The sequence below is a fragment of the Pseudomonas sp. EL_65y_Pfl2_R95 genome (assembly GCF_963971045.1).
GTDB lineage: Bacteria > Pseudomonadota > Gammaproteobacteria > Pseudomonadales > Pseudomonadaceae > Aquipseudomonas.
This window is the reverse complement of record NZ_CAXAOV010000001.1, coordinates 30,120-53,284: the sequence shown is the minus strand read 5'-3', so window position 1 is coordinate 53,284 and position 23,165 is coordinate 30,120. Positions and strand designations below refer to the sequence as shown.

General features: G+C 55.2%; 20 protein-coding genes and 1 pseudogene. 7 read left to right on the top strand and 14 right to left on the bottom strand.

Annotation, left to right across the window (positions count from 1 at the left end):
* The first annotated feature begins 2 nt into the window (after positions 1-2).
* Positions 3-926: a response regulator gene (locus tag AACY09_RS00245; protein ID WP_339485381.1), complete on the top strand. Its 924-nt coding sequence runs from the start codon at positions 3-5 to the stop codon at positions 924-926.
* Positions 927-1,065: 139 nt separating this feature from the next.
* On the opposite strand, the gene AACY09_RS00240 is transcribed toward AACY09_RS00245, so the two are convergent.
* A complete protein-coding gene (locus AACY09_RS00240) occupies positions 1,066-2,412 on the bottom strand; it encodes a class II 3-deoxy-7-phosphoheptulonate synthase (protein ID WP_339487037.1) in 1,347 nt (448 codons plus the stop codon).
* An 837-nt stretch (positions 2,413-3,249) separates the two neighbouring features.
* On the opposite strand from AACY09_RS00240, the gene AACY09_RS00235 reads away from it, so the two are divergent.
* Together AACY09_RS00235 and AACY09_RS00230 are read left to right on the top strand one after the other, a co-directional pair.
* Positions 3,250-3,675, top strand: coding sequence for a disulfide bond formation protein B (locus AACY09_RS00235; protein WP_339485379.1), 426 nt, complete (start codon positions 3,250-3,252; stop codon positions 3,673-3,675).
* The gene (locus AACY09_RS00230) at positions 3,672-4,316 is read left to right on the top strand and encodes a DsbA family protein (protein ID WP_339485378.1); all 645 of its coding nucleotides are present in this window, start codon (positions 3,672-3,674) and stop codon (positions 4,314-4,316) included. Before AACY09_RS00235 ends, AACY09_RS00230 begins: the two co-directional genes overlap by 4 nt.
* Positions 4,317-4,380: 64 nt before the next feature.
* Here the strand turns inward: AACY09_RS00230 and AACY09_RS00225 are convergent, their stop codons facing one another.
* Genes AACY09_RS00225 through AACY09_RS00205 form a run of 5 tightly spaced genes read right to left on the bottom strand, consistent with a single transcriptional unit; the run spans position 4,381 to position 10,029 of the window.
* Positions 4,381-6,177, bottom strand: coding sequence for an N-acyl-D-amino-acid deacylase family protein (locus tag AACY09_RS00225; RefSeq protein WP_339485377.1), 1,797 nt, complete (start codon positions 6,175-6,177; stop codon positions 4,381-4,383).
* Positions 6,178-6,193: 16 nt separating this feature from the next.
* The gene (locus AACY09_RS00220) at positions 6,194-6,925 is read right to left on the bottom strand and encodes a sulfite exporter TauE/SafE family protein (RefSeq protein WP_339485376.1); all 732 of its coding nucleotides are present in this window, start codon (positions 6,923-6,925) and stop codon (positions 6,194-6,196) included.
* 39 nt (positions 6,926-6,964) lie between these two features.
* Positions 6,965-7,747, bottom strand: coding sequence for an SDR family NAD(P)-dependent oxidoreductase (locus AACY09_RS00215; protein WP_339485375.1), 783 nt, complete (start codon positions 7,745-7,747; stop codon positions 6,965-6,967).
* Positions 7,744-8,685 (bottom strand): bile acid:sodium symporter family protein, encoded by a 942-nt coding sequence (locus tag AACY09_RS00210; protein WP_339485374.1) that lies wholly within the window; start codon positions 8,683-8,685, stop codon positions 7,744-7,746. The genes AACY09_RS00215 and AACY09_RS00210 overlap by 4 nt, the downstream gene beginning before the upstream one ends.
* 9 nt (positions 8,686-8,694) lie before the next feature.
* Positions 8,695-10,029: a flavin-containing monooxygenase gene (locus AACY09_RS00205; RefSeq protein ID WP_339485373.1), complete on the bottom strand. Its 1,335-nt coding sequence runs from the start codon at positions 10,027-10,029 to the stop codon at positions 8,695-8,697.
* A 137-nt stretch (positions 10,030-10,166) separates the two neighbouring features.
* On the opposite strand from AACY09_RS00205, the gene AACY09_RS00200 reads away from it, so the two are divergent.
* On the top strand, positions 10,167-10,940 hold the full coding sequence (locus AACY09_RS00200; RefSeq protein ID WP_339485372.1) for a spermidine synthase: 774 nt from the start codon (positions 10,167-10,169) through the stop codon (positions 10,938-10,940).
* Positions 10,941-11,078: 138 nt separating this feature from the next.
* Here AACY09_RS00200 and AACY09_RS00195 read toward each other — a convergent pair whose 3' ends face one another.
* Complete coding sequence (locus tag AACY09_RS00195; protein ID WP_339485371.1) at positions 11,079-11,870, bottom strand: crotonase/enoyl-CoA hydratase family protein; 792 nt, start codon at positions 11,868-11,870, stop codon at positions 11,079-11,081.
* Between the two features lie 352 nt (positions 11,871-12,222).
* Between AACY09_RS00195 and AACY09_RS00190 the strand changes: the two are divergent.
* Positions 12,223-13,942, top strand: a pseudogene (locus AACY09_RS00190) (DEAD/DEAH box helicase).
* A gap of 96 nt (positions 13,943-14,038) precedes the next feature.
* On the opposite strand, the gene AACY09_RS00185 reads toward AACY09_RS00190, so the two are convergent.
* Positions 14,039-14,683, bottom strand: coding sequence for a TetR/AcrR family transcriptional regulator (locus tag AACY09_RS00185; RefSeq protein ID WP_339485370.1), 645 nt, complete (start codon positions 14,681-14,683; stop codon positions 14,039-14,041).
* A gap of 209 nt (positions 14,684-14,892) precedes the next feature.
* Between AACY09_RS00185 and moaA the strand changes: the two genes are divergently transcribed.
* Together moaA and AACY09_RS00175 are read left to right on the top strand one after the other, a co-directional pair.
* Positions 14,893-15,888 carry a GTP 3',8-cyclase MoaA gene (moaA, locus tag AACY09_RS00180; protein ID WP_339485369.1) on the top strand — a complete coding sequence of 332 codons (996 nt, stop codon included), beginning with the start codon at positions 14,893-14,895 and terminating at the stop codon, positions 15,886-15,888.
* A gap of 110 nt (positions 15,889-15,998) precedes the next feature.
* Entirely contained in the window at positions 15,999-16,781 is a 783-nt protein-coding gene (locus AACY09_RS00175; protein ID WP_445323748.1) for a transporter substrate-binding domain-containing protein, read from the top strand.
* 49 nt (positions 16,782-16,830) lie between these two features.
* On the opposite strand, the gene AACY09_RS00170 is transcribed toward AACY09_RS00175, so the two are convergent.
* The 6 genes from AACY09_RS00170 to AACY09_RS00145 all read right to left on the bottom strand — a co-directional run bounded on the left by AACY09_RS00170 (position 16,831) and on the right by AACY09_RS00145 (position 23,159).
* Positions 16,831-18,192 carry an NCS1 family transporter gene (locus tag AACY09_RS00170; RefSeq protein WP_339485367.1) on the bottom strand — a complete coding sequence of 454 codons (1,362 nt, stop codon included), beginning with the start codon at positions 18,190-18,192 and terminating at the stop codon, positions 16,831-16,833.
* A gap of 40 nt (positions 18,193-18,232) precedes the next feature.
* On the bottom strand, positions 18,233-18,973 hold the full coding sequence (locus tag AACY09_RS00165) for an aspartate/glutamate racemase family protein (RefSeq protein WP_339485366.1): 741 nt from the start codon (positions 18,971-18,973) through the stop codon (positions 18,233-18,235).
* An 88-nt stretch (positions 18,974-19,061) separates the two neighbouring features.
* Positions 19,062-20,516: an NCS1 family nucleobase:cation symporter-1 gene (locus AACY09_RS00160; RefSeq protein ID WP_339485365.1), complete on the bottom strand. Its 1,455-nt coding sequence runs from the start codon at positions 20,514-20,516 to the stop codon at positions 19,062-19,064.
* Positions 20,517-20,755: 239 nt separating this feature from the next.
* Complete coding sequence (locus AACY09_RS00155) at positions 20,756-21,715, bottom strand: HlyD family secretion protein (protein ID WP_339485364.1); 960 nt, start codon at positions 21,713-21,715, stop codon at positions 20,756-20,758.
* Complete coding sequence (locus tag AACY09_RS00150; protein ID WP_339485363.1) at positions 21,715-22,086, bottom strand: DUF3302 domain-containing protein; 372 nt, start codon at positions 22,084-22,086, stop codon at positions 21,715-21,717. The genes AACY09_RS00155 and AACY09_RS00150 overlap by 1 nt, the downstream gene beginning before the upstream one ends.
* A 212-nt stretch (positions 22,087-22,298) precedes the next feature.
* Positions 22,299-23,159, bottom strand: coding sequence for an outer membrane protein OmpK (locus AACY09_RS00145; RefSeq protein ID WP_339485362.1), 861 nt, complete (start codon positions 23,157-23,159; stop codon positions 22,299-22,301).
* Positions 23,160-23,165 lie beyond the last annotated feature (6 nt).

Below are 23,165 nucleotides of genomic sequence, written 5' to 3'. Positions count from 1 at the left end.
TTATGAGTAATTTGCCACGCATCATGTTTGTCGACGACGAAGAGCGCATTTTGCGCAGCCTTGCGGTGCAGTTCCGGCGTCAGTACGAAGTATTGACCGAGAGTGACCCCCATCGTGCGCTGCAACGGTTAGAGACTGAGCCGGTTCATATTTTGGTCAGCGATCAACGTATGCCGCAGATGACAGGCGCCGAGTTGCTGGCCCAGGCCCGAGACCTCGCGCCCAATACCCTGCGTATCTTGCTGACCGGTTATTCGGATCTGGATGCAGCAGTTGATGCGCTGAATAACGGTGGCATTTTCCGCTATCTGACCAAGCCCTGGGACCAGCAGGAAATGGCGTTTACTCTGCGCCAAGCAGCTGAAATCGCCATGCGCAAATCGCTTGTTAGCCAACCGGCTGAATTGTCGACCATTAGCGCCTTGAGTGCCCCGTTGAATGTCTTGCTACTGGATAATGACACTGAAACCTTGGCCGTGGTTGATGGTTTCTGTCAGCAAGGAGCGCATCGTCTGCTACGCGTGCGCAACATTGCCGAAGCAATGCACCTGCTTAATAACGAGGCAGTTGATCTGTTGGTGAGTGATTTGAAACTGGCGGGAGATGACACTGCGCCTTTGCTGAAAAGCCTGGCGCAAGCGCATCCGCGCTTATTAAGCATCGTCGTGACACCCTTTTGCGACACTCAGGCGTTGCTCAAATTGATTAATGAGGCGCAAATATTTCGCTATTTGCCCAAGCCAATACGCCGGGGGCTGTTTGAAAAAGGCTTGGGCGCCGCTGTGGAACAAGCAATTATTTGGCGAGCTGAGCCTGAGCAAGTGGTGATGCGTCTGGCGCAGGTGCCGAGCAACGAGCCTGAGCGCGAGCGCGTCGGCAGCTTGTTTGGCATGTTGGGACGCTTGCGTGAGCGGCTTAGTGCTTAGTCAAGTGATGGCTAGGTACGACAACGCGAGGCTTTTTGCCTGATGCATCCAGCCTCCCAAACATTCACGGTTCGATAACCCGCCAGGCATCGCTTTGCCAGATGGCGGATGACAACAGAGCATCCGCCATCTGGCTTGCCTAGCGGCGAACCTGCTTCAGGGTTTCGGCAATCAGAAATGCCAATTCCAATGACTGATCAGCATTCATCCGCGGGTCGCAATGGGTGTGGTAACGATCAGACAAACCGTCTTCTGTAATAGGGCGGGAGCCACCGATGCACTCGGTGACATTCTGCCCGGTCATCTCGATGTGAATGCCACCTGCATAGGTGCCTTCGGCCTGATGCACAGCAAAGAACTGCTTAACTTCGGCCAGAATCTGGGCAAAATCGCGCGTCTTGTAGCCGCTTGAGGCTTTGATGGTGTTGCCATGCATCGGGTCTGAACTCCAGAGCACGTTACGGCCTTCGCGCTGCACGGTTTGAATCAGGCGCGGCAGACCCGCTTCAACTTTGTCAGCGCCCATGCGCACGATCAAATTGAGGCGACCCGGATCATTCTCAGGGTTGAGGATGTCGATCAAGCGAATCAGGTCTTCGCTGTCCATGCTTGGGCCGACTTTAACGCCGATTGGGTTCTCCACACCGCGCAGGAACTCAACGTGCGCGCCGTCGAGTTGGCGGGTGCGATCGCCAATCCAGAGCATATGAGCGGAGCAATCGTAAAAGCGCCCAGTGAGGCTGTCCTTGCGTACGAAGGCTTGCTCGTAACCCAGTAACAGGGCTTCGTGGGCGGTGAAAAAACTGGTCTCACGCACTTGTGCTGAAGTATCCATGCCGCAGGCGCGCATAAAGGCCAGGGTTTCATCAATACGGTCGGCAAGGGCGCTGTATTTTTCAGCCAGATCCGAGTTGGCAATAAAGTCGAGGTTCCATTGATGCACTTGATGCAGGTCGGCAAATCCACCTTGGGCAAAAGCCCGCAACAAATTCAGCGATGCAGTCGACTGATGGTAAGCCTGCAGCAGGCGCTCCGGATCCGGCACGCGGCTAATCGTATCAAAGCCAATGCCGTTGACGATGTCGCCACGGTAAGCGGGCAGGGTAGTGCCGTCGATGGTTTCATCATTGGCTGAGCGTGGCTTGGCGAACTGGCCAGCCATGCGTCCGACCTTAACCACCGGGCAACCGGCCGCGAAGGTCATGACAATCGCCATTTGCAACAACACCTTGAAGGTGTCACGAATCTTACCGGCGCTGAACTCTGCAAAACTCTCGGCGCAATCGCCGCCTTGCAGCAAAAAAGCACGACCTTGAGTCACTTCCGCAAACTGACGACGCAACTCTCGGGCTTCGCCTGCAAATACCAGCGGCGGATAACCGGCCAGAGTTTGCTCGACCTTAGCCAAGTGGGCTGCGTCTGGGTATTGTGGCTGTTGCTGGATTGAACGGGTTCTCCAGCTATCGGGACTCCAGGGTTGTGACATCGCGGTTCTCAATTCCATAGGTTAGGCAGAGCTCCATGGTAACCGATTGGCTTTGCGCTTGATAAATATTGCTGTGATAGACCGCCTATATCGATGGCTAACCTCTGTTAACTGAACAACCCGGGCGAGTTGCTGTTTAGGCCCAGAACACTTGGAAAGCACTTTGTAGCAATCAGAAATCAATTGCTGCGCCAGCCTGGCCGCAAGCGCTTGCTCAATAATCCAAGGCTATGCTCGAATGCAGTCCACTTAACGCTTTGGCTGGTTTGCGCCTTGCGCAGATTTTCCTGGCTCAGTCACTTTGCTTGCATGGATCAGGGTCAATGCCTGGCTGCACCTTTACCCGCAGAATGCTTCGCGCGCTAAGCCTGACCTTTTTAATGGTCTGGCTTTGGCAGACGAGCGCCTTGCTGACAGGGATCGAAGCGCCGCCAAGTGTCACCGCTGCCGGAGCGATTAAAGGACAGTCGGCCACCTCCTGCATGCTCTGTACAGCCGATAATCAATCGTCCTCAACTGCTGATCATGCACACGAGCCCCCTTCTTTGGTCACGGCAACTCTGGCACCTGCATTTCTGCGCAGCCCATTGCCAGTGAGCAATGCATTGGATCTTGAGCCATTGCGCTTTATTGAGCCCATTGAGCGCCCCCCAGAACCTTGTTGCTGATCTGATCAATAGCCGCACTGCGGCTCCATATATCTGCAATTAGGACTCAACCTATGCAACTGCTTTCTCTTTACTGGGCGAGTGCGCTGTATGCGCATCTGCGTTCTGTACTTGCGTCTTGTTTGTTAACCCTTGCCTGTCGGGGGCGATCATGAGCTCGGGTAAACCTATGGCAAGAACACTCAGTTCTTGGTACCTGCTGCTGTGCGCTTGGGCATTGGCGCTGATAGCAACCCTGAGCGCGTTGTTCATCGGCGAAGTGATGGGGCAGGCACCGTGCAATCTGTGCTGGTTTCAGCGGGTCTTTATGTTTCCGCTGGTGCTCATTCTGGGCGTTGCCTGCTATCAGTCGGATACCGGCGTATGGCGCTACGCATTGCCCGTTGCAAGTGTCGGCTGGGCAATCTCGCTCTACCACAGCCTGCTCTACCTGGGCGTCTTTGGCGAAAACATTCAACCCTGCGGGGCGGGTGGCTCTTGCAGTGGTAGCAATATGACTATTTTGGGTGGCGTCGCCCTGCCTGTGCTGTCGCTGATTGCGTTCAGCCTGATCGGCACACTGCTTTTTATTCTTTCCCGGAGAACAACTCAATGAACCGAAAAATTAGCGTGCTGGTGATTGCCGGCCTACTGGTGACCGCATTTGTTGCCTTCGCCGTCTTGTTTAAGTCGGCACAGACACCTGAACAGGTCGTGACCGCGCAACCTGCTGCCAGTCCACTGGTGCGCTTTCATTCTCCCGTGATAGGCACAGCCAATGCGCCGGTAACCATTGTCGAGTTTTTCGACCCCTCCTGTGAGGCCTGTCGGGCGTTCTTTCCATTGGTCAAGAAAATATTGGCGGACAACCCGAACGACGTGCGCTTGGTGCTGCGTTACGTGTTGTTTCATGAAGGCTCGGAGACTGCAGCGCGAATCCTTGAAACGGCGCGCAAGCAGGGTATTTATCCGCAAGTGTTAGAGGCGGTAATGGCCGCACAACCTCAGTGGCACGATGATCCACAAGTGCTGATGGCGTGGGCGGCGGCAGAGCAGGCGGGTTTGGATGTCAGCAAAGCCAAAGCCGAGATGATGAGTGCTGATATCACCTCGACCCTGGAAAAAGATGCCGCCGATGCAAAAGCCGTAGGCATCAGGCAAACGCCAACCTTTTTCGTAAACGGTAAATCGCTGCCGAGCTTTGGCTCGCAGCAACTGACTAACCTGGTTGACACTGAGGTGGCGCAGGTTAAATAGGCTTCGCGTATGCAGCTAAGCAGTGGCCGGACATTAATGCTTGGCCACTGGTTGTTGCCAGGCGTTATGCCACAACGGGTTTTAAGCCAATCAACTCTGAACTCGGCTGACGGACCCGCACATCTTTACCCTCAAGAAACTGGCCAAAGCCTTGCTGCTTACCCAGCTCTTCAGGGAACTCCAGACCACGCTGGTAGGCGACGCGGCCATTAATAAGGCAGTATTCAACCGCCTGATCATTGCGCTTGACCACCCGCTGCAAGCCCAGCACCTCCATGGGAGCTTCACAAATGGCGTCAAGCTCGTCGGTCAAGCCTTCGGGGTTGACGATCACCACGTCAGCGCGATCTCCCACGCGAATATACCCGGCGTCGATACCGACAAAATCAGCCAGCTCGCCAGTCACCCGATGCACCGCGCGGCCCGTATCCATAAAGGCTTTGCCGGCCAGCTCGGCATCGCGCACATATTTGAGCAGGCGAAGCGGGAAGTTGTATTGGGCGATAGAACGCAAGTGCGCACCGGAGTCAGCGAAACCAGGCTGAGTCCACTGGCAAGCGAGTAGTTTATGCATAACCTCGGGGCGATGGTTGCCGTAGCAGGTCTGCCACTTGAGTTGGTCGCGGTATTGGCTGGCAATGTCGAAGTAGGCATCGACCGCATCGATACCGAGTTCGCGACCCAGTTGCTCGAAGTTCTTGCCGATCATCGCGGCATCGGGGCAGTCGGTAACCCAGCAGTCTGAGAAGTCGCGGTGCCACAAGCCTATGCTGAAAATGGCTTTGACATGTTTCTTGAATAACGCACGAAACGCGGGATCGTTGACCTTGGCGTAGATCTCATCCGGCTCCTTGAGGTTGCGCAGTATCTCCCCGGCGCCGAACTCCTCAAAGGCGTTCACGTTGAGTCCTTCCAGACTCAAGAGGAAGGGGGCAGGCAGGGTTTGCCAACGGAAATTGCCGCGCAGCACTTTATTGGCCAACCAGCCAGAAAAGCGGGTGAAACGGTGCAGCATGGGCTGTGACTTGAGGTCCAGCGCGGTGAGCATGGTGCTTTTCAGTGGGCGACGAAACCAGCCATGGGCTTGCCACAAAAAGGCGAACACATTGATCTTGGTCACGGCATCCGGTGCGCCTTGCATCACCGCGTTGCGCCGCCGCAGAATGGCGAACAAGCGCGAAAACTCATGCCAGTTGGCAAAGGTTGATGGCAGTGGGCTCGACCACGCCCGGTCACCGTCCATCTTGTCGAGGCGGGTGGTCATAACCGACAGGCCGAGGCAACCTGCATCCAGTGCTTCTTCAAGCAGCTGCTCCATACGCTGCAGTTCAGCCTCCGTCGGCTTGAGCTTGCTTGTCGCACGCTCAAGCCCCATCACCGCCACGCGCAACTCGGAATGACCGAGAAAGGAGCACAGGTTCGGACCCAGTGCCTGCTGGTTGTAAAAATCGCGGTAACCGGCAGCGTCACGCCAGGTTTTCTTCTGCTGCAGAATCGGCAGCACATAGTCACGCGGCACAGCCTCAACGCGGGTGAACAGGTCGGAGCAGTCTTCGGCATCGGCCAGCACCATGCTGATGGAGCAGGAGCCGACCGTCACAGTTGTCACGCCATGGCGCACCGATTCCTTCAGCGCCGGGGCGGCGATGACTTCAGCATCGTAGTGCGAGTGAATTTCGATAAAACCCGGGGTCACCCATTTTCCCGAGGCGTCGATGACCTGATCGCAGCCGCTTTCGTCTAACGGGCTGAGGCTGATGGCATCGATACGATTGTCTCGAATACCCACGTGGCGAGGTTGCCCGGGTTGATTGCTGCCGTCGAAATACAGGCCGTTTTTTATAATTATGTCGTAGTTCATCAGAGGCTCCAGGCGCTTAGCGCGGGATCAGCAGCAAACAACCGGTTATCAGTAACAGGCTGTAAATGGCAATGCGGAAGTACTGCTCGTTGAAGTGGCGGTGCAGGCGCTCGCCAAGCCAGACGCCGACCACCAGAAGTGGCGCGTAAAACAGGACTTGGGGTAGTGTCGGATAGATTCTGCCGTCGACAATGAAGGCCAGAGTCAACAACGCGTTGAGGCTGAACCAGACGCACACCAATGTGGCGCGGAAGCGGCTCTTATCCAAGGTGTTGCCTGCCAATGCATGAACCAGCAATGGCCCGCCGGAGGCAAACAGGCCATGACAGATACCCGCTGCCACAGTGATCAGCCGGTTTTGCCAGAGCGGACGAGCGCTGCTGATAGCGGCCGTGCGCAGGCGCCACAACTCGCGCCCGGCAAATAGCAGAATCAGGATGCCGAGTCCGCGCTTGGCCAGTTGTGCGTCAATGATCGGTAGCACGGCATAGCCAATCACGGTGCCGACAGCCATGCCGGGAAGGATCATGCCGAACAGTAACTGACGATCAACCAGTTTGCGGTATTTCCAACTGAGGTAGCCGGTCATGCAGATATTGAGCGGCACCAGAATGGGCAGCAGCAGTTCAATTGGCAGCAGTAAGGCGCCCAGCGACAAGGCAATGACAATACTGCCAAAGCCGGTAATTGCTTCAAGCGTGTAGGCAAGCAATATGAATACCCCGAGGGCAATCCAAGCCAGTTCCATAAGTGTTCTCTGTTTTGAAAAGGGAGCGGAGCGCTGTTGTTAAGCCATTTCGCCGGCGAAGCGCTGGCTCATTTTTTTGTAGTAAAAGCCCGGTGCAACGCGCCAGAGCACGCTGGCAAGCCAACTGCCGCGATCCGGAAACAGGCGTTCGCGGCGTTGCTCCAGGGCTTGAAATATTTGCTCGGCCATCCAGTCTGCGCCCTGGATCTGGCCGATGGTTGAGCGTGCATGCCCTGCGGGATTGCCATCAGCTCCCAGGGCGTTACGGTCAATAGGGGTATCGAGAAAGCTCGGATAGACCATCAGCATGCCGATGCCGTCTTTCGCGATTTCTGCGCGTAGCACTTCAAAGCTTTGGCTCAATGCACTCTTCGCTGCGCAGTAGCCGGCCCGGCCTAGCACTGGCATCCAGCCTGCCATGGAGCCAATTGCCGCGACCTGTCCCGCACTTTCGCGCAGAAGTGGCAAGGCGCTCAGCGTCAGCTCAAGGGGTGCGTGATAGTCGACCGCCATGACCTTGCGGAACACCGCAGGTTGCGTATTGATGGTAGGCGAGCGGTGGGTAATGCCTGCATTGTTGATCAACAGATCGAGGCGGCCGAATTTAGCTCTGCAAGCTTGCAGCAGTTGCCTGTGGGTCTCGGGGTCAGTGATATCACCGGCAATGCCCAGCAGATTTTCACCGCCCAGTTGCTTAACACGCTGTGCCAGGCCTGTGGCGTCGATATCGGTTAGCAACAATGCATGACCACGACCATGACTGGCGCGAGCAAGCTCCCAGCCGAGGCCGCTGGCGGCCCCAGTGATAAGAACGACTTTCATGACTGTTTTTCTCCGACTGGCGTCAGTTTATTCAGTGCCGTGGTGTCAGCCGTGAGTGGTCTGCGTGACCAGAAATAAGCCAGGCTCAGCCCTGTGACCAAATGCCAGCAGCCCCAGAACGCAGCAATCAGCAACATGCCGCTGGCTTGGGGGAAGAAGGTGAAAATGATGACCAGACCCAAGGCCGAATTTTGTATCCCGACCTCCAGGGTGATCGCACGGCGATCAGCCGCAGGCAAACCACTCAAGCGGGCGCTGATGTAGCCGGTGCCAAGGGCCAAGGCGTTATGGGCAACCACCAGCCAGAAGAACAGATGAAAGTTGGTCAGGAACTGCTCGAAGTTCTTGCTAAAAGCGATGCCCACAAAGGCCAGCATGACCAACAGCGCAAATATACGCAGGGGCTTTTCGACGCGTTTTGACAGGCTGGGAAAGTGCTTGCCAGCCCACATGCCAAGCACCAGCGGCAGCCCCAAAACCAGCAGCACCATCAGCAGTAAGCTCAGTGGGTCGATCGAAATCTCGGTCAGCAGTGGGCGGGTGTAGGGGTTAAGCCAGGCGTAGAGGGCGAAGTTAAGCGGGGTGAGTACACTGGCGGCGACGCTGGAAACCGCTGTCATACTTACTGAGACAGCGACATTGCCGCGCGCCATCCACGTCATGACATTGGAGAAACTCCCGCCCGGGCAGGCGGCAACAAGCGCCATGCCCATCGCCAGCATCGGTTGTATCTTCAGCGCCCAGCAGGCGAGGCAGGTGAGAGCTGGCAGCAGGATAAACTGCGCAACCAAGCCGATGGCTGGCGCTTTGGGTTCCCGGGCGATGCGTTTGAAGTCATCGGCTTTAAGGTCCAGAGAGACGCCGAACATCATGACCGACAAGATAATGTTGATCAGGATCAAACTTGAGGGGTCGAATTCAATCGCTACGCTTTCCACAAGACGTCCTTAGAGTGCACTGTTGGTCATAAGCGAATCCGGCTGGCTTGCCCGTTCACTGCGCAGGTCATTGCTGTGTTTGGCAATGCTTTGACGGTATGTGTCTTTATGCACGTAGTAGGCCATGCGCTCTAATTCAAGGTAGTGGTACCCGCCATCGAGCCGCGTGCGGGCACGTTCGCGCTTGATTGCCTGAAATGCTTTGGCAGCAGCGCTACCGAGTTGCAATTGATGGATATAAAGCGCGACCAGTTCCGCCTGTTCATCACGGCCTTGCCAGCCGAGGCCGGAGGCTTCAACCATGCCCATCATAAACAGGTCATCGTATTCAGGATGGAAGACATTCAAATACAGCTGCGGCGCGCCGACGTTGGCGGGCCAGTTAAGGTGTTCGCGCGCAATGAAGGGGTAGTCAAGCTTGTAGCCGGTGCCTTGCACAATCAAATCGTACTCAGCCGTCTCACCGTCGGTGAAAGTCACCTGTTGGCCATCAATGGCGGCGATATCACGGCGTGCCTTGATGTCGCCATGGCCGAGATAATGCAGGACCAGCGAGTTCATCACCGGGTGCGACTCATACAGCTTGTAGTCGGGGTCTGGCAGGCCGTAATTGGAGGGCTTGCCAATTAATGCGCGGACCATCAGGCCATCGAGAAACTGCTTGATGGGCCGTGGTAGCTTGATTGCGCCGCCAAAGGTATCGGTTGGTCGACCCAGAATAAACTTGGGCAGAAAGTAGTAACCACGCCGCACTGAAAGGTCGACAGAGGCTGCGTGATGCACCGCATCGACAGCAATATCACAAGCTGAGTTACCACAGCCAACAATCAGCACCCGCTTACCGTTAAATGCGGCAGGGCTTGAGTAATTGCTGGAGTGCATCAATTCGCCGCTGAACTCCCCCGGCATTTTGGGCACATTCGGTGTGTGCAGGGTGCCGTTGGCGATCAGTACGCCATCGAACTGCCAGGTGCGTTGCTCGCCGTTGTGTTCGCTGATCAGTTTCCAACCTTTGTCCAAGCGTTGGATTTCGATCACACGGGTGTTGAACTGATAATGCGGGCGCAACTCGAAGTGCTCCGCGTAGTCACGGAAATAGCGGCGCATCTCGCTGTGGTGAGGGTAGGGCGCCACATCATCGCGCATCGGGAAGTCGGTGAATTGCGTGGTGCCTTTTGATGAGATCAGGTGAGCCGACTGGTACATGGTGCTATGCGGGTTGTCTATGTCCCACAAGCCGCCTACATCGCTATTAAGTTCGAAGCCAATAAAGTCGATGCCGTATTTTTTCAGCTGGCGTGCGCTGCACAAACCCATAGGACCTGCGCCGATGATGCCGTACATACTTAACCTCTGGCGTTCTTATTGTTGTAAAGCCTGTGGGTGTTAATTATTGCGTGACCGCAGGGGGCTTATTCAATGACAATCGGCGCCTTTCCCTGACGATTCCTGGTCAGGGATGTCACGGTAGAGAGCGGGTGATGCCTGGATTACCTCCTGAAGATGAGCTGCAAGGCGAACGCTTGCTGGCTGAAGTCCACGATGCGTTCGGCGTGATTCGAGTGGTCGAGATCGGCGAATACCGCTTCCTCGAGTTTGGCGATGCGATCGAGCAGAGCTGTGTGTTTAGTGGCGATCCCAGCTGGCTCGAATATGACTACACGCGGGCAATGTTTTTGGGTGCGCTGGCCCATGATGCTCCCGAAACGGCGCTGTTTCTCGGTTTGGGTGCGGGCAATCTGACTCAGGCATGCTTGAAGTTTTTGCCGCTTGATGACGTTGAAACCATCGAGCTTCGGCCAGATGTACCGCGCCTGGCCATGGAGTTTCTGGGTCTTGATGATGATCCGCGATTGACTGTGCGGATTGGCGACGCCATGGACCTGTTGCCCAGTGCAGAAACTGCAGACTTGATCTTCGTTGACCTCTATACCGATCACGGTCCGGGTGTAGCGCATCTGGCGTGGCGTTTTCTTGAGGATTGCCAGCGTAAACTCAATCCGGGTGGCTGGTTGATCATAAACCAATGGGCCGCCAATGATGGCAAGCCACTGGGCGCGGCATTACTGCGTGGGTTGTTTAGCCGTCACTATTGGGAGTGCCCGGTAAAAGAGGGCAATGTCATGTTGCTGGTTCCGGCGGACCTTGAGCAACCGTTGGATATGCCGGGTATGCAGGCACGCGCTGAGGCGCTAGCGCCGGCGCTGGGGTACTCGCTGCAGCCACTGATCAATGCGCTACGGCCTGCAAGCTGAGGCACTGCAGGGCTAAGGGCGCGTCAATCTGACGGAGTTACGGCCACCATGGCGTTGCAAATTCTCGACTGTTTGCGGCGGCCAACGGTGGCTGATAAAGGCGTGCACTATTCTACAAGAGCGGTCCGGGCCTTTGCTTTAACGGCCTTTAAAGTCGCCGGGGCGGCGTTCGAGCATGGCTTTAACGCCTTCCTTGGCATCTTCGGTTTTCATTAAGCGCAACAGATTCGGGTGCAGGTCGGCGGCCGCCGCCGCTTCGCCTTCGCGCACGGCTTTGCGGGCCGAGGCCAATGTTGCGCGAACGCCCAAGGGGGCTTGGGCGGCGATGCGTCCTGCCAGCCACAGGGCTTGGGGCATCAATTCTTCGCTGGCGACTACTTCCTGAACAAGGCTCAAGCGGCAGGCCTCGTGTGCATCAAACTCATCGCCAGTCAGCAACCAGCGCATGGCATTGCCCCAGCCGGTGACATGGGGCATGCGCAAGGTCGCGCCGCCAAATGGAAAGATGCCGCGTTGTACTTCCATCTGCGCAAAGCGGGTATTGCTGGCACAGAGGTTGATGTCCGAGGCCAGCATCAGTTCGATGCCAATGGTGTAGCAGTAGCCTTTTGCAGCAACTATGACCGGTTTGCTCACCCGGGGCCCGCCAAATACACCCCAGGGATCACAGCCTCCTGCTGGAACTTGCCAGCCGGCAGCGAAATGCGGACCAATGTTGGCCAGATCAAGGCCGGCAGTGAAGTGGTCGCCATGGGCAAATACCAAGGCAACACGCGTATCGTCGTCTCGTTCAAACTCCCCGTACGCCATGCACATGTCGTTGAGCATCTCGAGGTCGAAGGCGTTACGTTTAGCCGCCCGATCAAGGCCAATCAACATGATGTGGCCACGCTTTTCGCGACTGACCTTGCCCGCGTTGCTTTCGCTCATCGTATGAAAACCTTCTATAAATAGCGGTTACTGGGGTATAGCTGGCAAGTACGGGCTTGTCCAAGCCCAGAGGCGGCGCCCTAATCAGGACTCAAGAATGTGACCGTTTGGCAGTGTTTGAGTTTAATTAACGGAAAACCGTCACATTTGTCAGCTTTTCCGGTATAGTGCGCGCCGGTCAATTCATGGCCGCGTTCAGGTTGTGCAACTCGCTGGGGGATTTACTCCGGCAGCCGGTCCGTATAACGGGCTATCCTTAACGATCCAATCATCATTACGTTTTCGCAAATCCCCGCCGACACGGCTGCCAGGGTGACTTTAGAGTCTTACACGGCATGCGCAGCTTTGGAGCATGGGTCTTTGCGGATGCACTTAGAGGCAGACCCATGACCCAGGAAATCGGCGGCTTCGCCGCGCTCGGACTTACCCAAAATATTCTCGCAGCCCTGACTTCAGTTGGCTACGAAGAACCATCTCCGATCCAGCAGCAAGCCATTCCAGTAATTCTCGCCGGCCACGACATGATCGGCCAGGCACAAACCGGTACCGGTAAAACTGCAGCTTTCGCGCTGCCGTTATTGAGCCGCATCGACTCGAACAAACGTGAGCCACAAGCGCTGATCCTCGCGCCAACCCGTGAGCTGGCGTTGCAGGTTGCTACCGCGTTTGAAACCTATGCCAAGCAAATGCCTGGCCTCAACGTGGTTGCCGTTTACGGTGGCGCGCCAATGGGTCCTCAGCTTAAAGCTATCCGTCAGGGTGCTCAGGTTATCGTGGCTACGCCGGGTCGTCTGGTTGACCACCTGCGCCGCGACGAAAAAGTACTTTCGACCATCCAGCATCTGGTACTCGACGAAGCTGATGAAATGCTCAAGCTGGGCTTCATGGATGATCTGGAAGTCATCTTCCAGGCCATGCCGGAAAGCCGTCAGACTGTGTTGTTCTCGGCCACCTTGCCGCATTCGATCCGCGCCATTGCTGAAAAGCACCTGAAGACCCCGCAGCACATCAAAATTGCTGCCAAGACTCAGACCGTTGCTCGTATCGAACAGGCTCACCTGTTGATTCACGCCGACCAGAAAGTCAACGCAGTGCTGCGTTTGCTTGAAGTTGAAGAGTTTGATGCGCTGATCGCATTCGTGCGTACCAAGCAAGCCACTCTGGACTTGGCCAGTGCCCTTGAAGCCAAAGGCTATAAAGCTGCTGCCTTGAACGGTGACATCGCCCAGAACCAGCGTGAGCGTGTAATCGAGTCACTCAAGGATGGCCGTCTGGACATCGTTGTCGCCACTGACGTTGCCGCCCGTGGTCTTGACGTACCGCGTATCACTCACGTGTTCAACGTTGACATGCCGTACGATCCAGAATCCTACGTGCACCGTATCGGTCGTACTGGCCGTGCCGGTCGTGAAGGTCGCGCACTGTTGCTGGTAACGCCGCGCGAGCGCCGTATGCTGCAAGTGATCGAGCGCGTAACCGGGCAGAAAGTTGGCGAAGCCAAGCTGCCAAACGCTCAGCAAGTACTGGATGCACGCATCAAGAAGCTGACTACAAGCCTGGCGCCTCTGGTTGCTGATGCTGAAGCAAGCCATGGCGAACTGCTGGATCGTCTGACTGCAGACATCGGTTGCAGTCCGCGTGCGTTGGCAGCAGCGCTGCTGCGCAAAGCAACCAACGGCCAGGCACTGACCCTTGCCGATGTTGAAAAAGAGCAGCCGTTGGTGCCAAGCAGTGGTCCACGTGACCGCAGTGACCGTGGTGATCGCCCTGATCGTGGCGAGCGTCCAGCTCGCAGTGATCGTGAGCGTCGTGCGCCGATGCCGTTGGGCGAAGGCCGTGCACGTTGCCGTACCGCGCTGGGTGCGCGTGACGGTATCGCTGCGAAAAACTTGCTGGGCGCAATCCTCAATGAGGGTGGCTTGGCACGTGAAGCAATCGGTCGTATCCAGATCCGTGAAAGCTTCAGCTTGGTTGAATTGCCAGAAGAAGGTCTTGACCGTCTGCTCGGCAAGCTCAAAGACACCCGTGTCGGTGGCAAGCCGCTCAAGCTGCGTCGTTATCGCGAGGATTAATCCTCGGTCATGAAAAAACCCGCCGAGTGCGGGTTTTTTTATGCCTGAAACTATTCCCTGAGCGATGGCCGTTCAGCACAACGGCTCAAGGCGGTATCAGGCGTTGCTGACTTGCTCAGAGGCACTGCCTGCGTATTCTTTGATCTCGCAGCCTTTGAGTACCAAGCGGGTGATGGTGTCTATGGCCGCATCGTAATCGGCATCATCCAGTTTGGCTTTGCCGGTCACGGTAGAGATTTGCCAATCAAAGTCTGCATAGGTCTGCGTCGCCGCCCAAATGCTGAAGAGCAGATGGTTAGGATCAACTTTGGCCATCAGGCCTTGATCAATCCAGCGCTGAATGCAGGAGATATTGTGCTTGGCCTGGGCGTTCAGCTGATCAGTTTGATCGCTGCTCAAGTGCGGCGCGCCATGCATGATCTCGCTGGCGAATACCTTAGACGCAAAGGCAAAGTCGCGGGAGATACGGATCTTGGAGCGAATGTAGCCGGTCAGGACTTCCGCCGGTTGGCCAGGCTGGTTAAAGGGTGCAGAGGCCGCCATCAACGGCTCGATAATGCTCTCGAGCACCTCGCGATAGAGATTCTCTTTGGATTTGAAGTAGTAATAAACGTTCGGCTTGGGCAGGCCTGCTTTGGCGGCAATGTCGCTGGTTTTGCTCGCTGCAAAGCCTTTTTCGGCGAATTCTTCACTGGCTGCTCGCAGAATCAGCTCTTTGTTGCGCTCGCGGATACTGGTCATAAGCCTCTAGGCGTCCATGTTGCGCCCGGCTTCGGGCGGCGGTCGGGCATGTTAGCACCGGCCCAATAGCGGGCTCAAGTTGGTGTCTGTGAAATGCGTTCTGACTTTAGAGTCAGGTATTTGTGTACAATACCGGCATTATCTGCTTGTATCGTCATCTCAGATTCATATTGAACGTGTCCAGCTTTCAGGGCTTTTGGAGACTTGCTGTGCAAAATGCCCAACTGGTCGACCCCTTTGGTCGGCGTATCACCTATTTGCGATTGTCCGTCACCGACCGCTGCGATTTTCGCTGCACCTATTGCATGAGCGAAGACATGGTCTTCGCCCCGCGTTCGCAAATTCTCAGCCTTGAAGAGCTTTATGCAGTGGCCGATGCCTTTATTGGCTTGGGCGTTAAGCGCATACGCATCACCGGCGGCGAACCCTTGGTGCGCAAGAACCTGGTCGGCCTGCTTGAGCGTCTAGGGCAGCGCGAAGAACTTGAGGATTTGGCGATTACCACCAATGGTTCGCAGCTAGTCGAACTCGCGCCCCAGCTTCGCGCAGCCGGGGTTAATCGGCTTAATGTCAGCCTTGATTCGCTTAGGCGTGAGCGCTTCGCTGAGTTCACCCGACGCGACCGGCTGGAGCAAGTGCTCGCCGGCATTGATGCGGCGCGAGCCCTGGGTTTCAGCAAGATTAAGCTCAACAGCGTGATTCAGGCTGGGCGCAATGATGATGAAGTGGTTGACCTGGTTGAGTTCGCGGTAGGTCGCGGTCTGGACATCAGCTTTATTGAAGAGATGCCGTTGGGCAGCATCACCAGCCATCAGCGACAACTAACCTTTTGTTCCAGTGATGAGGTGCGTGAGCGGTTGTCCAAGCGCTTTAAGCTGACTCGCAGCGCCAAGGTCACCGGTGGCCCATCGCGTTATTGGCAGGTTGAAGGCACACAGACGCAGGTCGGCTTTATTTCTCCGCACAGCCATAATTTTTGCAGCGCCTGTAACCGGGTGAGGGTGACGGCTGAAGGCAAGTTGGTGCTGTGCCTGGGCAATGAGAGCGCGCTCGACCTGAAAGCCCTGATGCGCGAGAACCCTGGCAACACCGAGCTTTTGCGCGGCACCTTGGTTGATGCGCTCAAGCTCAAGCCTGAGCGCCATTATTTTGCAACAGATGAGCAAGTCCAGGTTGTCAGGTTTATGAGTATGACCGGCGGCTGAGTCATTCTGGTGTGCCGTGTTCTGCCGCTGTATTGCGTCGCAATTTAATAACAATAATCTGGAGGGTTGCTGTGAAGCGCCGTCACGTCTGCTGTTTGTCGATCATTCTAATGTCTGCCCCTGTTGCCGCCGAAAGCTATGTGGTGGGAGTAGAAGCCTTGTCTTTTGCCCCGCACTACAGTGTTGATAAGCAGGGTCACTACCAAGGTTTTGCCCGTGAGTTGCTCGACCTATTCGCCGCCGATAGTGGCGTTGAACTGGTTTACCGGCCATTGCCGGTTAATCAACTGTTGCCGGCTTTGCTCGAGGGGCGGGTGGATTTCAAATACCCGGACAGTGACCTTTGGGCGCAAGAGCAAAAAGCTGGTACCGGCATAAGTTACAGCAAACCGGTGGTTGATTATGTAGATGGGGTATTGGTCGCACCTTCGCGAGTCGGGCAGCCAGTTTCGAGTTTGAAGCGGCTATCAATAGTCGAAGGCTGGACGCCCTGGGCTTATGAGCAGCAGGTCGAGAATCAGCAGGTCAAGCTCAGTTACAGCCCTGACCTGCGCAAGATGATTCAGCAAGCGTTGAAGAAAGACACTGACGGTGCGTATTTCAATATCGTGGTCGCTACACACTATCTCGATAACATTCGTGCGCGCCCCGGCGCCTTGGTGTTTGATCCGAAGTTGCCGCACACCCGCGGTAGTTTTCACTTATCAACGATCAAACACCCTGAGTTGATTCAGCGTTTTGATCGTTTTCTGCTTGAGCACAGCGCTGAAGTGAGCGCCTTGAAAAACAAATACCAGGTCGAGGCCAATCTCGATTCAGAGTTTATGGGCATGGAGCAGTGGAAGGTCGACTTCCTCAAGCGGCAAAAAGCCAAGGCCGCAGCCGGCGATTGATGCGCTGAGTTTTGGCCTGTGCAACCCTTGTTGCGACAGGCCTGTATGGCTATTGACGAAAGCGGGCGCAGACAGGCCAGTGGCGCATCAGCAGATAATAGCTCAACCCGGCTGGGATCAGGCTGGCGTACCAGGACACTGAAGAAAAACTCAGCGCGACTGCCGCCCCGAGGAGGGATGCAATGATCGCGGCGAAGTTTACCCCGCGATAAGGGCCTTGCTCGTCATAGAGCTTGGAGATGTCGAGCGTACGCCGACGCACAATAAAATAATCAACCACCAGCACGGCAAAAATGGGTCCGAGGAATGCTGAATAGGTTTGCACGAATATCTGCAGGCCGGCGGATGACTCGTCTTTCACCAGTTCCCATGGGAAGGTACAGAACGCCAACAAACCGACCAAGATGGTGGCCGTGCGAAAGCGCAGCTTGAATACATCCATCAGGATATAGGTCGGTGGCACCACGTTATTCAGCACGTTGGTAGTCACTTGGGCAAAGGCAATAAACAGTAGGGTAGCGACCAGTAGCGGCGTGTTGTCGACGGCGCTGGAAAACACCTGCACCGGGTCCGATACGCCAGTTGCGCCCGATACCATGAGGCCGATCAGGCCCATAAACAGCGTGCATGGCAGAATCGACATGGCGTAGATCACCGTCAGCAAACCGGGACCCGAGCCTTGCTTGAGTTCGCGCGAATAATCGCTGACGTTGAGCATCATGGTGCTGTAGATACCAAGAAACAGCATGGTCGCGCCCCAGAATGGCAGGCCCCAGGTCCCTTCGATATTGACCAAGTTAGTGGTGATTTCGGCGCCGTAGCGGTTTATCACGCTGTAAAACATGTAGATCAGCGAAAGCAGAATAAAACCGCTACCCACGTTTTCCAGCCACTTGATGCCTTGGAAACCGTACATCGACAAGCCGATCTGCAAGAACTGGAAGAGCACAAAGAACAGCACCAGATTGTCGAAGCCGAACAAGGTGCTAGACACCGCATTCAACGCGCCTGCGCCGATCCAACTTTGAAACCCGTACCAGACAATCGCGGGCACTGCCCGGACCAGGCCGGGAAAACGTGTGCCGCTAAAGCCGAAAGCGCTGCGGGCCTGCACCATAAACGGGATGCCGTACTTGTAACCGGCGGCGCCATTGAGGGCCAAGGCGATGCCAATAACCAGACAACCAATGGCAATTGCCACACAGGTTTGCAATAGATTAAGGGTGCCGACAATACTCGAACCCATGGCAAATGTGCCGATCGATACACAACCCCCAAACCAGGCAAGAAGGTAGGAGACCCTGCCCATGATTCGATGCTGTTGTGGCGCGAGTGATTCTTCACCGGCGGCCTTGGTTGCTGTTTGTTGCCCCTGAAGCGAGGCCTGTGCAGCAGTGTTTAGACTGTCCATTGTCATTCCTTATTGTTAGAGGTACAGCTTTGAGGCATCGTTATTTCTGTTGAGCGCTGAAGTGGCTAAATTGGCCGGTGAATGCTTTTGCTCGAGGAAAGTCGAGATCACCGAACTTGCTGGTACACAAACGCAGGCTAACCAATGTTTCGGCGAGCTTGACGGCAGCGGTTACTCCTTCAACCACAGGTAGGCCAACTGCATCGCTGATCTTTTCGGTTAGGTCGGCCATACCGCCACAGCCAAGAACAATGCTGCCAATGTTGTCTTCTTTTTTCGCGCGCAAACATTCGTCGATGATTAGCTCGAGGGCACGACAACCATCATCTTCAAGGTCCAGTACTGGAATTTCTGCGGCCCGAACCCGGCGGCAATGATGGGAAAAACCGTAAGACTGTAAAAGATGTTCGGCGATAATGCCGGTGCGGCCCAGCGTGGTAACTACCGAGAATCGAGTGCTGATCATTGTCGCCAAATGAAATGCCGCTTCGGCGATACCAATGACCGGCGCTCTGGTCAGTTCCCTCGCGGCGAGTAAGCCTGGATCACCAAAGCAGGCAATGATGTAGGCATCCGTGGCTTCACGTTCACCGACCATGACTTGTTCAATAACGCCGACAGCGCTGACGGCTTCGTCAAAATGACTTTCAATAGAAACAGGTCCGCTCGCTGGGTTGCAAGCAATGATCTGGGTTCCTGGCGCTGCGATGAGCGTCGCAGCTTCACCGATTTTTTCAGTCATGCTGGCGGTGGTGTTCGGGTTTATAACGCGGATTTTCATATTGGCCAGATCCTTGGTAGTAGGTCATGTTAAGCGCGGGAGACGCTCATAAGCACTCGGTCAAGGCTGAGCGCCTATGGTTTATTTTTCACGCGCAAGCGCGAACGCGTGCGCCGTGGTGGCGCATGAGCACGTAGTGGAAGAGGGCGCCGAGTAATGCGCCGAATATCCACGAGTAACCGTTGAAAATACCCAGACTAGGCACCCAAACCGTGGCGATAGAGAAGATTGAGGCAACGGCGAAAGCGGCCATGGCCTTGCGGTTCCAGCCGCCGTCGTAGTAATAGCTCGCGCCTTCATCCGCGCTGAACAAGTCTTGCAGATTGAGATTTTGCTTACGGATCAGGTAATAGTCGGCAACGATGATCCCGTAAAGCGGGGCGAGTACTGCACCCAGGGTGTCAACGAAGCCGGCAATGCCCACTTGGCTGATAAACGAAACCCACAGCGCACCAATAAAAAAGGCGATGCCCGCGGTAATAAAGCCGCCGGTCCGCGCACTTATGCGATCAGGTGCGAGGTTGGCGATGTCGTAAGCGGGTGGAATAAAGTTGGCAACTAGATTGATGCCGACTGTGGCAGCAAAAAAGGTAATCGCCGCAATGATGGTCAGTGCCAGGTTGTCGACGCGGGCAATAATGTCGGTCGGGTTGGTCAGGGTTTCACCGAATACCACGACGGTGCCGGCGGTTATCACCAGGGCAATCATCGAGAAAATAGCCAAACTCACTGGCAAACCCAGGAAGTTGCCCTGAGTCATTTGCTTTTGGGTTTTGACAAAGCGGGCGAAATCGCCGTAGTTAATAACCACTGCAGCAAAGTACGCCACCATGGTGCCGACTACCGCTGCGAATGCGGCAACAGGGCCGGCCTTGTACTCGCCAGTGCCCTGGAAGATGGTGCTTAATTCGCTGAGCAGTGACGGGCCTGCCTTGTACCAGATCATGATCATCAAGGCGATCATCACCGCATAGACCAATGGACCGGCCCAGTTGAGAAACCGGGTGATCCAGGCGATCCCGCGTAGAAACAGACCCACCTGAAAAATGCATACAATCACATAGGATATCCAGCCGATTGTAGTCATGCCTAAGAATGTAGCGCCCGAACCGACTCCAAAAATCGAGTTGAGCATCAGGGCGACAGCCGTTGAGGCGAAATAGGTTTGTACCCCATACCAGAAAATTGCCACGATCCCACGCACTATTGCCGGGAAGTTTGCACCACGAACGCCCATGCTCGCGCGCGCCATGACCGGGAATGGAATGCCATATCTAACGCTGGGCTTACCGGTTAACTGAACCAGGAACATCACGATAAAGCCAGCAAGGACAATGCCTGACAGCACTGCCCAGCCACTCAAGCCGTAGGAAATGAATAGCGTCGCGGCCAGGGTGTAGCCAAATAAGCTCTGAATATCATTGGACCAGACGTTGAATATCTCAAAGCTGCCCCAGGTGCGCTTGTCATGAGCTAGCGGTGCCAAGTCTTCGTTGTAGAGCGAGGGTTCGATGTGTTTTATTTTTAGATCTTCATCGGGCATTGGAACATCCTTAATTCTCGGGTCGCCGGTGCGGCGTTATCGGGCGATTGTATGCATTTATTGTTCCGTTTTTTCTGGCTGTAACCGGGATTTCTCAAGCAGTTGTACACAAAAATAATATTCATGCGCAACAATGATTTTATTTTTTCCACAAAAAAAAGGTCATTGTGCGTATACACAATGACCTTTGAATGCTGCAGGCGTTACATCAATCCGTCTTCCTGGACGCTATGCGTCAATCAATGGAACGGGAAGATGTAATTCAGCCACGAGGACATGCGCAGCAGAATCTTGCGCATCACCGAGAGGTGGTGAAAATGCTCGGTGTACACCGCTGCCTGAGCATAGGCGCCCCCAGGCATGACATCGCGGTATTGATCGTATTTCGGGTCGGTGATCTCAATGATCACTGGAACTCTGCCGGGTGGCGGCGAGTTTGTATAACTGACCATATCACCACTGGGCCTGACCTGACCTTCGCCAATCACCTTGAGTATTGAGCTCACCTTGCCCGCAAACACTTGGCCGGGAATGCCATCAAATGCAATCTCAGCTTCGTCTCCCACCTTCAAGCGTAGTTGGCTGTTTTGGCGCATCCAGGCGGTGTAATAGTGTTGTTCTTGTGGAATGAAAATCATCGAGGGCGCGATGGGGAAGCGGGCGGCGCGGACACCTGGACGCAGCGATACCTGAGTGACGAAACCATCCGCGGGAGCACGAACTGTGGTGTGGTCCAGGTTGTACTGGGCGCCAACTATCTGAGCATTGAGGTCGGCAACATTGGCGCTAGCCAAGTCAAGGTTGCGACGGTTTCCCACATTACGCTTTACCAACTCAGCCGCTCGGTTTTGGTCTGCTTTGGCAGAAACCAACTGTGCTTTAAGCGAATTGAGCTTGGCTTCGAAAGGCACTGAATCAATACGAAACAGCACATCGCCTTTTTTAAGCGGTTGATTGGTCTTGACCGGCACTTCGGCAACGATCCCGCCCACCGCAGCATTGATCGGTGTGGATATAAAGTAGGACCGGGTAGCTTCTGAATAGGGGTGGTTGTAGTTCATGGCAAAAACCAGCGTGCCCACCAGCACTATCCCGCCGAGCACGGCTGTTGGCACAGTCCATTTATTCAGCGGGATTTTAAAAAGTTTGAATATAGCAACGCAGAAAGCGGCATAAGTCAGGACCATTAAGGTTTCCATTATGGGCGCTCCTCACTTGGCAATGTGCTGTGTTGTTCAGCGGTTGCAGCTGTTTGGCTTTCCAGAACGGCCAAACGCTTTTGCAAGTCTGCGACTTGGCTTTCCAAGTCGACGACGTGGCTCTTCGGTGACCCGCCATCGCGAAGACCCCAGCCGCGGTCTTCGCGATAAAGCATGGCCCAAATCCACAGCAGCGGCCAAAGCGCATGCAAGGTGAACAGGCTTACCCAGCCGGTAGCGTGAATGGCATCTTGATGGGGGTGGTTACGGCGCACCGCGATTTCGTAAGGAATGTCATGCAGTGCAATTATTCCGTAGAACAATACAACCACGACAAAAATCACCAAGCCTAAGGCAACATAATCAAGCATCTTTCTTCCCTGTGCTGTAATCGAATTTCGCTGAGGGCAATAAGCCCTCGGCCTGTCTTTCAATATGGGCTGGTGTGAGTAGTACGCACGTACCCATACGTGATGACGAGGCAAGTGTAATCGGTTTAAGCAAGGTGGCACTAGCAAAGGGCAAGGATAAAAAAAGGCAATTACGGCTTAGCGCAATTGCCTTTTTGTCGAACAGGGAAGCCTTAGAAGTAGTACTTCACCAGCGCCTGGACGGCGGTTTGGTCAAAGCCATCACCCGAACCATCGATTGGCTTAACACCATATTTGTTGTGCCACATATTCAACTCGGTACCGATGTACAGCTTGCTCTCTTGGTTAAACAGCGCTTTACCTGCGTCCCATTTGACCTGAATCGATGAACCCACTGAAGTCTGGGTTCCAGCCTCATCCGACGGTGCGCGCCAGTCGACGTAGCCGTCTACCAAGAAGCTTTGATCGCCGATTGCAAATGGATATGCCCCCGCAACCGTCAACTGGGTGGTGTAGCCGTTGCTATTGCTGTCGGCAAAGAACACTTGGTTGTTGATTTTGACCTGATACAGGTTCGTCTGGAAAAAGGCAAAGCCGGGTACATCCCAGTCAAAACCCAAACCGTACAGGTAGTTTTCGGTGCCTGGACCGCCTTCACCTTTTTCATAAGTAAAGGCTGCCTTGACATCTTTCAGCGGGCCTGCCGAGAGGTCTTGCCCGGTTAACCAACTCAGGCTGACGCGCGGAGAGAACTCCATGTAGTAAAAGGTGTTGTGTTCCTTTTGCTCAAAGGTGTTGTTGCTGAAGCTACCGCGTGCCTGCGTATTGTCCGCGTTGATGTAGTCGAGAAAGTAAAACACATCGCCCCAGACCCAGCCGCTGGCATGTTCAAAGGTGAATGTACTCTGCGAGCGTTGCTCTTCCGCGTTGAAATTCATGCGCTGGAAGTTGCTGCCGTAGAGGTAGCTGAGGCTATTGCTTTGCCACAGCAACATATCGTCAGCGAGTGCGCTTTGACCAGCGAGTAAACCGGCTGTGAGAGCGAGGCCATGGGGCAGGTGCTTCAGGTTCATCGGGGC

Excerpts from the sequence above, each read along its gene's own strand:
- AACY09_RS00165 (WP_339485366.1), bottom strand. The coding sequence starts at position 18,973 with ATGAAAATCCGCGTTATAAACCCGAACACCACCGCCAGCATGACTGAA.
- AACY09_RS00170 (WP_339485367.1), bottom strand. The coding sequence starts at position 18,192 with ATGGACAGTCTAAACACTGCTGCACAGGCCTCGCTTCAGGGGCAACAA.
- AACY09_RS00185 (WP_339485370.1), bottom strand. The coding sequence starts at position 14,683 with ATGACCAGTATCCGCGAGCGCAACAAAGAGCTGATTCTGCGAGCAGCC.
- AACY09_RS00215 (WP_339485375.1), bottom strand. The coding sequence starts at position 7,747 with ATGAAAGTCGTTCTTATCACTGGGGCCGCCAGCGGCCTCGGCTGGGAG.
- AACY09_RS00220 (WP_339485376.1), bottom strand. The coding sequence starts at position 6,925 with ATGGAACTGGCTTGGATTGCCCTCGGGGTATTCATATTGCTTGCCTAC.
- AACY09_RS00240 (WP_339487037.1), bottom strand. The coding sequence starts at position 2,412 with ATGTCACAACCCTGGAGTCCCGATAGCTGGAGAACCCGTTCAATCCAG.
- AACY09_RS00195 (WP_339485371.1), bottom strand. The coding sequence starts at position 11,870 with ATGAGCGAAAGCAACGCGGGCAAGGTCAGTCGCGAAAAGCGTGGCCAC.
- AACY09_RS00205 (WP_339485373.1), bottom strand. The coding sequence starts at position 10,029 with ATGTACGGCATCATCGGCGCAGGTCCTATGGGTTTGTGCAGCGCACGC.
- AACY09_RS00155 (WP_339485364.1), bottom strand. The coding sequence starts at position 21,715 with ATGGAAACCTTAATGGTCCTGACTTATGCCGCTTTCTGCGTTGCTATA.
- AACY09_RS00175 (WP_445323748.1), top strand. The coding sequence starts at position 15,999 with ATGTCTGCCCCTGTTGCCGCCGAAAGCTATGTGGTGGGAGTAGAAGCC.
- AACY09_RS00235 (WP_339485379.1), top strand. The coding sequence starts at position 3,250 with ATGGCAAGAACACTCAGTTCTTGGTACCTGCTGCTGTGCGCTTGGGCA.
- AACY09_RS00150 (WP_339485363.1), bottom strand. The coding sequence starts at position 22,086 with ATGCTTGATTATGTTGCCTTAGGCTTGGTGATTTTTGTCGTGGTTGTA.
- AACY09_RS00200 (WP_339485372.1), top strand. The coding sequence starts at position 10,167 with ATGCCTGGATTACCTCCTGAAGATGAGCTGCAAGGCGAACGCTTGCTG.
- AACY09_RS00160 (WP_339485365.1), bottom strand. The coding sequence starts at position 20,516 with ATGCCCGATGAAGATCTAAAAATAAAACACATCGAACCCTCGCTCTAC.
- AACY09_RS00245 (WP_339485381.1), top strand. The coding sequence starts at position 3 with ATGAGTAATTTGCCACGCATCATGTTTGTCGACGACGAAGAGCGCATT.
- AACY09_RS00230 (WP_339485378.1), top strand. The coding sequence starts at position 3,672 with ATGAACCGAAAAATTAGCGTGCTGGTGATTGCCGGCCTACTGGTGACC.
- AACY09_RS00225 (WP_339485377.1), bottom strand. The coding sequence starts at position 6,177 with ATGAACTACGACATAATTATAAAAAACGGCCTGTATTTCGACGGCAGC.
- AACY09_RS00145 (WP_339485362.1), bottom strand. The coding sequence starts at position 23,159 with ATGAACCTGAAGCACCTGCCCCATGGCCTCGCTCTCACAGCCGGTTTA.